10 protein-coding genes and 1 pseudogene are annotated in these 9,550 nt (G+C 70.7%); 4 read left to right on the forward strand and 7 right to left on the reverse strand.

Features of this window, described 5'->3' with window-relative positions; genetic code table 11:
- Window positions 1-1,220 (reverse strand): MFS transporter (locus FNH08_RS35130; protein ID WP_152775575.1); only part of this gene is annotated, 1,220 nt, incomplete at its 3' end.
- Window positions 1,221-1,282: 62 nt separating this feature from the next.
- On the opposite strand from FNH08_RS35130, the gene FNH08_RS35135 reads away from it, so the two are divergent.
- The gene (locus tag FNH08_RS35135; RefSeq protein WP_152775576.1) at window positions 1,283-2,245 is read left to right on the forward strand and encodes a LysR family transcriptional regulator; all 963 of its coding nucleotides are present in this window, start codon (window positions 1,283-1,285) and stop codon (window positions 2,243-2,245) included.
- A 101-nt stretch (window positions 2,246-2,346) separates the two neighbouring features.
- Here the strand turns inward: FNH08_RS35135 and FNH08_RS35140 are convergent, their stop codons facing one another.
- Window positions 2,347-3,117, reverse strand: a complete 771-nt coding sequence (locus FNH08_RS35140) for an alpha/beta hydrolase family protein (RefSeq protein WP_152775577.1) — start codon at window positions 3,115-3,117, stop codon at window positions 2,347-2,349.
- A 113-nt stretch (window positions 3,118-3,230) separates the two neighbouring features.
- Here FNH08_RS35140 and FNH08_RS35145 point away from each other — a divergent pair, with 113 nt between their 5' ends.
- Entirely contained in the window at window positions 3,231-4,394 is a 1,164-nt protein-coding gene (locus FNH08_RS35145) for an adenosine deaminase (protein WP_152775578.1), read from the forward strand.
- Window positions 4,395-4,527: 133 nt separating this feature from the next.
- Window positions 4,528-4,872, forward strand: a complete 345-nt coding sequence (locus FNH08_RS35150) for an ATP-binding protein (protein WP_152775579.1) — start codon at window positions 4,528-4,530, stop codon at window positions 4,870-4,872.
- Window positions 4,873-5,161: 289 nt separating this feature from the next.
- Here FNH08_RS35150 and FNH08_RS35155 read toward each other — a convergent pair whose 3' ends face one another.
- The 5 genes from FNH08_RS35155 to afsQ1 form a co-directional block, all read right to left on the reverse strand.
- Window positions 5,162-5,362, reverse strand: coding sequence for a PspC domain-containing protein (locus FNH08_RS35155; protein WP_152775580.1), 201 nt, complete (start codon window positions 5,360-5,362; stop codon window positions 5,162-5,164).
- 101 nt (window positions 5,363-5,463) lie between these two features.
- Entirely contained in the window at window positions 5,464-6,015 is a 552-nt protein-coding gene (locus FNH08_RS35160) for a VanZ family protein (protein WP_322726006.1), read from the reverse strand.
- A gap of 132 nt (window positions 6,016-6,147) precedes the next feature.
- The gene (locus FNH08_RS35165) at window positions 6,148-6,678 is read right to left on the reverse strand and encodes a hypothetical protein (protein ID WP_322726007.1); all 531 of its coding nucleotides are present in this window, start codon (window positions 6,676-6,678) and stop codon (window positions 6,148-6,150) included.
- Between the two features lie 140 nt (window positions 6,679-6,818).
- A complete protein-coding gene (locus FNH08_RS35170) occupies window positions 6,819-8,387 on the reverse strand; it encodes a HAMP domain-containing sensor histidine kinase (protein ID WP_322726008.1) in 1,569 nt (522 codons plus the stop codon).
- A complete protein-coding gene (gene afsQ1, locus FNH08_RS35175) occupies window positions 8,384-9,061 on the reverse strand; it encodes a two-component system response regulator AfsQ1 (RefSeq protein ID WP_322726009.1) in 678 nt (225 codons plus the stop codon). Before afsQ1 ends, FNH08_RS35170 begins: the two co-directional genes overlap by 4 nt.
- Before the next feature lie 308 nt (window positions 9,062-9,369).
- Between afsQ1 and FNH08_RS52455 the strand changes: the two are divergent.
- Window positions 9,370-9,550 (forward strand): annotated as a pseudogene (locus FNH08_RS52455) (SigE family RNA polymerase sigma factor); the annotation flags it as partial.

A 9,550-nucleotide genomic window follows, 5' to 3' on the forward strand; every position in this document is an offset into this window, starting at 1 on the left:
GTCCCGCCCCAGCCCCCGGCGTGGAACGCCACCGCACCGATCGTGCTCCCGGCACTGGACCCGACGTAGTACGCGGACTGGTAGAGAGCCGAAGCCTGCGCGCGCCCGCTCTTGGCGGTGTGGCTCACCGAGGAGGACGCCACCGCGTGCCCCGCGAAGAAGCCCGCCGTGATCAGGACCAGACCGACCAGCACCAGCGGCAGCGCGTCGGCCAGGGTCAGCAGCAGCCCCGCCGTCGTCGTCCCGCCCGCCAGGTACAGCGCCCCGCGCCGCCCCAGCCGCGCCACCAGCTTCCCGGCCGTCGAGGCCGACACCGTACCCACCAGGTACACCAGGAAGATCGAGCCCACGATGCCCTGCGGGAGCGAGAAGGGAGCCTCGGTCAGGCGGTAACCGATCACCGTGTAGACCCCGCCGAACACCGTCATGAACAGCGCACCGATCGCGTACAGCCGGCGCAGCAGCGGGTTCGCGAGGTGGTCACGCACCGTACGGGCCAGCACCCGCGGCCGCAGCGAACCCGCGGTGAAGTGCCTCGGCGCCGGCAGCAGCAGCCGGAAGGCCACCGCGCACCCCACCGCCAGGACACCGATCGCCCCGACCGCGGCCCGCCAGCCCCACTCCTGCGCGACCCAGCCGGTGATGACCCGGCCGCTCATGCCGCCGACACTGTTGCCCGCGACGAACAGACCGATCGCGGTGATGAGGGCCTTCGGGCGGACCTCCTCCGCCAGGTACGCCGTCGCCGACGCCGGCAGCCCCGCGAGCGCCGCGCCCTGCACCGCCCGCAGCGCCACCAGGGCACCCAGGTTCGGGGCGAAGGGAACCAGCAGTCCGACGGTCACCGCGACCGCCAGCGACGCCGTCATCACCGCACGCCGCCCGAACCGCTCCGAGAGCGCGCTCATCGGGAGAACGAACAGAGCCAGCCCACCCGTGGCCGCCGACACCGTCCAGCTCGCCGCGCTCGCGGTCACCCCGAGGTCGCCGGAGATCAGCGGCAGAAGCGCCTGCGTGGAGTAGAGAAGTGCGAAGGTCGCGACACCCGCCAGGAACAGGGCCAGACTCATCCGGCGGTAGCCGGGCCCACCCGGAGCCATACGGGAGTCGGAAGAGGCAGAGGAAGAAGAAGCGGACGCGGAAGCCGAGGCAGACGCGGCAGCGGGGACGGTCGATCCGGCGCCCACGCTGGTGGACGCCTCGGTACTGACGGAAGGCATGCCTCGAACGTACGGACCCACCACTCATCCGTCCAATGCATGGAACCCCCATAATCGTTCCCATGGTGCATCAGCAGAGGTCAGAAGCTCACCTGTCACCGTCCAGTGACACAGAAGACAGCGACGCCCTCGTGAGACTGCTCGCCCCGCGCCTCGCGTACTTCGCCGGGGTCGCCCGAACCGAGCACGTCACCCGCGCCGCGCACGAGATGCGGGTCCCGCAGTCGACGCTGTCCCGGGCCATGGTCCGACTCGAACAGGACCTGGGCGTCGACCTGTTCGCCCGCCGGGGCCGCACGGTCTCCCTCACCCCCGCCGGACGCACCTTCCTCGGCTCCGTCGAGCGCGCGCTCGCCGAGATCGAACGCGCCGCCGACGAGGTCCGCGCCGACGCCGACCCCACCACCGGCAAGGTCGCCTTCGGCTTCCTGCACACCATGGGCTCGGAAACGGTCCCGGCGCTCATCCGCGCCTTCCGCGCGGACCATCCGCGCGTCCGCTTCAGCCTCGTCCAGAACTACGGCGAGGCCATGATCGAACGGCTACGGGCCGGAGAGCTGGACCTGTGCCTGACGTCCCCCGTCCCGGACGCGCCCGACCTCGTCGCCCGCCGCCTCGACGAACAGAAGCTGCGCCTCGTCGTCCCGGCCGACCACCGCCTCGCCTCCCGCAAGCGTGTCCGCCTCGCCGAGGCCGCCGACGAGACGTTCGTGACCCTCGAACCCGGCTACGGCATGCGCCGCATCACCGACGACCTGTGCGGCCAGGCGGGCTTCAAGCCCCGCATCGCCTTCGAGGGCGAGGAGGCCGAGACCCTGCGCGGCCTGGTCGCCGCCGGCCTCGGCGTCGCCCTCCTGCCCCCACCGGCCGTACCCCGCCCAGGAGTGGCCGAACTGACGGTCACAACCCCCCGAGCGGCCCGCGAAATAGGCGTCGCCTGGCTGGAGGGCCACCCGGACACACCCCCGGTGGCGGCCTTCAAAAGGTTCTTGCTGTCACGAAGGGGCCGTCTACTGCCGGACTAAGGGCGCGCACATCTCGTCAGGGGCGCGGGGCTGTATTCAATTTGCGGCTCCGCCGCGTGGGCGCGACAAGCCACCCCCAACCCGCAGCCGCGCAAAAAACCTCAGCCACCCCTCCGAGAGCGGGACCCCCCAAAGCCGGAGGCCAACGGCATACGCAACCCCAACGGCGGCGGAGCCGCCAACGCGTCCTCCACAGGCCGGGCGAACCCCCGCCCGAACAACGTCCCCATCACGAAGTCCTCCGCCAGCGCATGCACCTCGTCCCGGAACTGATGCAACCCGTGCCCGTCGGAGTGCACCTCGAACCGGCAGATGTCCCGGTTGGCCTTCTTCGCCCGCGCCGCGAGCCGGAACGACAGCTCCGGGTCCGTGCGCTGGTCGTTGGTCCCGTGCACGATCATGACCTGCCGGCCGACGAGCTGCTTCACCGGTTCGGGTGGCGCGGCCACGTCGTCCTCGGGCAGCCAGGGGGCGATCGCGAGGACCGAGTTGACGGCCGCGTGCCCGCCCGCGTGCAGCGCCGCCCGCCCGCCCATGTCCACTCCGGCCAGGCAGACCGGGACGTCCCCGTAGCGCCGTACGACCTCGTCGGCGGCCCAGGAGGCGTCGTGCGCGAGGTGGGCCTCGCTGCCGTTCCAGCCGCGGTAGCGGTAGTGCACCACGTGCGCGACCAGCCCGTCGTCGCGCCCGGCGCGGGCGAGCCGGCGGCCGAGGGTGCGTACGGAGGCCGCCGCCATCATCGGGGAGGGCCTGCGCTCCGAGATCTCGTCGCCACCCGGGAGGAGCAGCACGACCCCGCTCACGGACGACGGCTCCGGCCCCATGACCCGCCCAAGTCTGGGTCCGCGCAACGGCGTTGCTTGCTGTGCCATGACAGAACAGTGTCAGAAGGCACGGTGTACACCACCTGTCGGCACGGTCACCGTTGGGTATCGGCAGATCTTCTTCACAGGTGTTCTACGCGCGTAGGCGTTACAGTGCGGAGATGACGAGCAAGACTGCCCAGACCGGTGCCACCCCGAACTCGGACCAGATCCGCCGGGCGCCCAAGGTTCTGCTGCACGACCACCTCGACGGCGGGCTGCGCCCCGGCACGATCGTCGACCTCGCCCACGCCACGGGCTACACGGGCCTTCCGGAGACCGACCCCGACAAACTCGGCGTCTGGTTCCGCGAGGCCGCCGACTCCGGTTCCCTGGAGCGGTACCTGGAGACCTTCGCCCACACCTGTGCCGTCATGCAGACCCGCGAGGCGCTCGTCCGTGTCGCCGCCGAGTGCGCCGAGGACCTCGCCGAGGACGGGGTCGTCTACGCCGAGGTGCGCTACGCCCCCGAACAGCACCTGGAGGCAGGGCTCAGCCTCGAAGAGGTCGTCGAGGCCGTCAACGAGGGTTTCCGGGAAGGGGAGCAGCGCGCCAAGGCCAACGGTCACCGCATCCGCGTCGGCGCCCTGCTCACCGCCATGCGCCACGCGGCCCGCGCCCTGGAGATCGCCGAACTCGCCAACCGCTACCGCGACCTCGGTGTCGTCGGCTTCGACATCGCGGGTGCCGAGGCCGGCTTCCCGCCCACCCGTCACCTCGACGCCTTCGAGTACCTCAAGCGCGAGAACAACCACTTCACCATCCACGCCGGTGAGGCATTCGGGCTGCCCTCCATCTGGCAGGCCCTGCAGTGGTGCGGTGCCGACCGGCTCGGCCACGGCGTACGGATCATCGACGACATCCAGGTGCACGAGGACGGCTCGGTGAAGCTCGGCCGGCTCGCCTCGTACGTCCGCGACAAGCGCGTCCCGTTGGAGCTGTGCCCGAGCTCCAACCTCCAGACCGGCGCCGCCGACTCGTACGCCGAGCATCCGATCGGACTCCTGCGCAGCCTGCACTTCCGGGCGACCGTGAACACGGACAACCGCCTGATGTCCGGCACCAGTATGAGCCGGGAATTCGAGCACCTGGTCGACGCCTTCGGCTACACACTCGACGACATGCAGTGGTTCTCGGTCAATGCGATGAAGTCGGCGTTCATTCCTTTCGATGAACGACTGGCGATGATCAATGACGTCATCAAGCCCGGATATGCCGAGTTGAAGTCCGAATGGCTGTTCCGCCAGACCGCTTCGACCAGCGGTTCTGTGGAGAACGAGGGCTGATCGACGGTTTCGGGAAACGGCCGGGTCGCGACGACCCGGCCGCTTTTCCATGTTTGCCACGTCCTGGTCGTCGGTGTTTACGTTTCGGGACCGCTCACATCCCCGTACTCACGCATTCAAGGACGCATCACACATGAAGCAGTCTGCTGCCAAGACCCTCGGAGTCGCCGCCCTCGGTGCCGCCATCGCCGCCGCGGGCGCGGGCGTCGCGAACGCCGCCCCGGCCGCGCCGGACGCCACCCGGACGGCGGGGAGCGTCACCAAGGCGCTGCCGAGTGCCGGTGGGGTGCTCACCCAGGGGCAGTCGGCCCTCGGCGCCGGTCTGGAGTCGGCGCAGCCCACCACCGACAAGGTGCTCACCGGCGGTCCGACCAACCCCGCCGCCGGGCTGCTCGGCGGTCTGCCGCTGCAGGACCTGTCGGGCAAGGCCAAGGACAGCGGCAAGGCCAAGGCGAAGGCCAAGGGCAAGGGCAAGTGACGGATTTGAATCCTCCCCCAGCTGAAGCAGGGGGATTCCTGGCTCACGCCGCCTGCGGGTCAGCGACCCAACAGGTCTTCCACGATCAACACCAGCCGGGTTGAAACCAGCCCGGTTTGTACCGCAAAGCCTGGAGGTGCATGTGCTGTCTTGGTTCTCGATCAGCACGGCGTACGCGCTTGGTTCTCGCAACGCACGCCAGGCAGCTTACTAGACCGCGCGGGACGCGTATGGGGCGCACCCTCGGTGGGTGCGCCCCATCGCCGTGCCGGTCACCGGTCGGTGCCGGTCACCATGCCGTGCGGGCCTTGTCCTCCGAGGGAAGCAGGATCCACAGGGCTATGTAGAGCAGGAACTGCGGGCCGGGAAGCAGGCACGACACCAGGAAGATCACGCGCATCGTGGTCGCGGAGGTGCCGAAGCGCCTGGCCAGCGCTGCGCACACTCCGCCAATCATCCGGCCGTCGGTGGGGCGGGCAAGGCGGCTCATGAAGGCTCCTTCGTCAACCGTGGACCGAGGCCTCCCCGGTGGCGGCCCCGTCGTCCTCAACACCCTCAACGCTACGGCGACGAAGCGGACGAAGCGTCACTCTATGGAGCTATTCCGACCCTGGGAATCGTCGGGGTGCGCCCCTGAGGCGCTTCCTCCCTGGGGAGGGCGGCCCGGTGCAGGGTCTCGGCCCTGCGGCGCAGCCGTGCCCGTACGACGGGGACGACCGCGAGGTGGACGAGGGCCACACCGAGCATGTTCAGCAGTATCGAGTCGATGTCGACGACCTGGCCCGGCACCCCGGTCTGCAGCAGCTCGATGCCCAGCGAGAGCAGGGCGCCGGCGGCGACCGTACGGGCGAGGGAGGCGAGCGGGGACACGGCGAGCCTGCCGTCCGCCATCGGCAGCAGGACACCCAGGGGCGCGAGGAGGGCGAGACCCTCGCCGATGCGGCGGGCCGCCTCCTGCCATCCCAGCGCCAGATCGGCTCTGATCCCGGCGAACGGCCGCAGATTGGCGGCGCTCACCCAGGGAACGTCCAGCGGGCGCAGCGTGATCCAGGCGACGAGCGCGAGGTGTGCGACGAGGAGGACACCTCCTGTCACACGGACGCGGATCCCGGCGCTTCCGCCGTTCGAACCTTGACGCTGCACGCCACCCAAGACGCGCCCCCCGGCACGATCGGTTCCGCGTGGGCGCCCCACTTGGCGCGGGCGGGTGAGGGATGCGCCACACGACGGCCGTGGCGCCCCCTCCGCGCCCCTCAGGACGTCTCGACACGCCCCTCAGGACGTCTCGACCTCCGACGACGGTGGTTTCTCGGCTCCCGGGTCGGAGCGGACCTCCGTGGTGCACTCGTAGCGTCGGAACGGCTCGCTGCCCGAGGGGCCGCCGAGGACCACCGAGCCGTCGCCCTCGGCCGCCGCCGAGTCGGCGAAGGTGCACACGATCTGGGCGAGGGCGTACTCGGGCAGCTGCTCGGGGGCCGTGGACAGCCGCAGTGCGTCCTCCGGGTCGTCCGGCCGCGGACCGTTCACCCGCAGACCGGTCCGGACGTCCGTGTCGTACCCGGCCTGGTCCTCGGCGGCGGAGGGCCGCTCGGAGAGCTCGTCGAGCAGCCCCTGCGCCACGAGGACGCGCCGCTGGGCATCCAGGGCGCCCTCGGGGAGGCTCACGGAACGGCCGACCGCGGCCAGCTGACCGGAACAGAGCAGGAAGACCTGCACCGGGATCCCCGGTGCGGTCCGCGGGGCGATGTCGGTGTCCGTCAGCGTGCACGGCACCCGCGACGGGGCGGGCCCGAAGTCCGTCGGCACCTGCGTGGACCGGATCCCGCACCCTGTGAGCACGGCCGCCAGCACCCCCACCGCGAGCCACGACCGAGCCGCCCCCCTTGGACCAGCGAGCTCCCGGGAACCCGCGGTCGACCGGAGGCGGCGCCCGGCTATCCCTGACGTCATCCGCCGTTCCCCTCCGTGGCGTCGGGCTGGAGCTCTGTGATCAGAGGGGAGGCGTCCCGGGGGAGGCGGAAGGTGAAGACGGCGCCGCCCTTGGGGGAGTTCGCCGCGGTGATCTCGCCGCCGTGGATGTGGGCGTTCTCCAGAGCGATGGACAGGCCCAGACCGCTGCCCTCGGAGCGGGGGCGGGAGGCGCTCGCCTTGTAGAAGCGGTCGAAGACGTGGGGGAGGACGTCCTCGGGGATGCCCGGCCCGTGGTCCTGGACGTCGATGACCAGGTCGTCGCCCTCCTCGCGGACCGAGACCCGTACCGGCGAACCGCCGTGCTTGAGCGCGTTGCCGATCAGGTTGGCGAGGATCACGTCCAGGCGGCGCGGGTCGAGGCGGATGATGATGCCGCGCTCGGCGTCCAGGTCCACCGCGTCCAGCCACGCACGCGCGTCGATGCACGCCGTGATCTGGTCGGCGATGTCCACGTCGTCCAGCACCAGCCTGGCCGTGCCCGCGTCGAAGCGGGTGACCTCCATGAGGTTCTCGACCAGGTCGTTCAGGCGGCGCGTCTCGCTGACCACGAGGCGTACGGCCGGCTCGATCATCGGGTCGACGCTGCCCGTCTCCGCGTCCAGCTCCTCCTCCAGCACCTCCGTCACGGCGGTGATCGCCGTCAGAGGTGTGCGCAGCTCGTGGGACATGTCCGCCACGAAGCGACGGGACGCCTCCTCGCGGGCGCTCATGTCGGCGACCTGTTTCTCCAGGGACTCCGCCGCGCGGTTGAACGTCCGGGAGAGATCGGCCAGTTCGTCCGTGCCGGAGACGCGGAGCCGGGTGTCGAGCTTGCCCTCGCCGAGCCGTCCGGCCGCGACACCCAGGCGTTGCACCGGCTTCAGTACGGTCGTCGCGGCGGCCTGGGCGAGCAGCGCCGAGCCGATCAGGGCGAGACCCGTCGCGATGCCCAGCGACCAGGCGAGCGAGTTGATGTCCTTCGCTTCCTGCTCCAGCGACTTGAGCATGTAGCCGGTCGGGCCGCCGCCGATCACCTTGGCACCGCCCACCAGGTACGGCGTGTCACCGTCGATGACCCGCTGCCAGTACAGGTGGTACTCGCTCTTGTTGCCGGCGGAGGTCTCCTGCTTCTTGGCCACGGCCTTGCGCAGGGACTCCGGCACGTCCCGCACGGTGAAGTCGTCCAGCGCCGACTTGCCCGAGCTGCCCTGCACGGTCCCGCCGTCCGCGCCCTCGGTGATCAGCAGCACGCTGAACCGCTGGCCGTCGTCGCCCATCTGTCGTGCCGCGTAGGCCAGTTGCCCCGCCGAGGGATGCACCGGCAGCGTGCTGGCGTGGCTCTGCATCTCGCGCTCGAAGTCGTCCAGCGCGGCGTCCTGCGCGCGCGTCAGCACGGCCTCGCGGTTGAGCCAGTACGCGATCCCGGACGCCGACACCGCGGCCGTGAGCGCCACGAGCCCGAACACCACGACCAGCCGCAGCCGCAGACTCGTGAAGCGCAGTCCGGACGACACCGCCTTGCGGGCCGCGGACCAGCCGCGGGCCCCCCCTTGCTGATCAGTCACGAAGGCGTGTCCAGCCGGTAGCCGACACCACGGACCGTACGGATCAGGGTCGGCGACGACGGCACGTCCTCGACCTTGGCGCGCAGTCGCTGCACGCACGCGTCGACGAGCCGCGAGTCACCGAGGTAGTCGTGCTCCCAGACCAGCCGCAGCAGCTGCTGGCGGGACAGCGCCTGCCCGGGCCGCCGGCTGAGCTCCAGCAGGAGCCGCAGCTCGGTCGGGGTGAGCTGGAGGTCCTCGCCGTTCTTGGTCACCGTCATCGCGGCCCGGTCGATGACCAGGCTGCCGAACGCCGCCGCGTCGTTGGCCTCGCGCTCGCCGCGGCGCAGCACGGCCCGGATGCGGGCGTCCAGCACCCGCCCCTGCACGGGCTTCACCACGTAGTCGTCGGCGCCGGACTCCAGCCCGACCACGACGTCGATGTCGTCGCTGCGCGCCGTCAGCAGGATGATCGGCAGCTGGTCGGTGCGCCGAATCCGACGACACACCTCGAAGCCGTCGATACCGGGCAGCATCACATCCAAAACGATCAGATCCGGCCGCTGTTCGCGCAGCAGCTTGAGACCATCCTCGCCGCTGGCGGCGGTGGCGACACGGTGCCCCTGGCGCGTCAGTGAGAGCTCCAGGGCCGTGCGGATGGCGTCGTCGTCCTCGATCAGCAACAGGGAAGGCACGGGCACATTCTGGCCCATGGCACGGTGCTCTTTCGACTGTTGGCCGGCTCCTGCCCGTCACCCGCACAGGATCCCTTCCCCAGCCTCCGTCTGCGTAGCCGTACCGCTCTTCTCTGTGATCCGGCAGCGATCCGGCTGTGCTCCGGCTGAGGAAGACCCCTGTGACAGGTCTGTGACAGTCGGCGGACACGGCCATGAAGTGGGCTCGGCAAGCTTTTCGGCACAGGCAAGGAGGCGCCGCTCCGGGGGATCGGAGGGCGGGGCCGACGAACCACAGAAGACCGGAACTCCACGACGGGGGGCGCGAGATGAACACGCTGCACAGCACCAGGACTAGCGCAGTTGTCACGCGTCTCCACGACGTCGCGAAGGGTACGGAGAAGACCGGTGCTGTGAGCATGCGGGGGTGCGCTCGCGGCACCGGGCGTCAGCACGCCGGGTACATGACGGTGGTTGACGCCCACGTGGGGGGGACTCACGGGGGAACGG

This window comes from Streptomyces spongiae, assembly GCF_009377185.1.
Lineage (GTDB): Bacteria > Actinomycetota > Actinomycetes > Streptomycetales > Streptomycetaceae > Streptomyces > Streptomyces spongiae.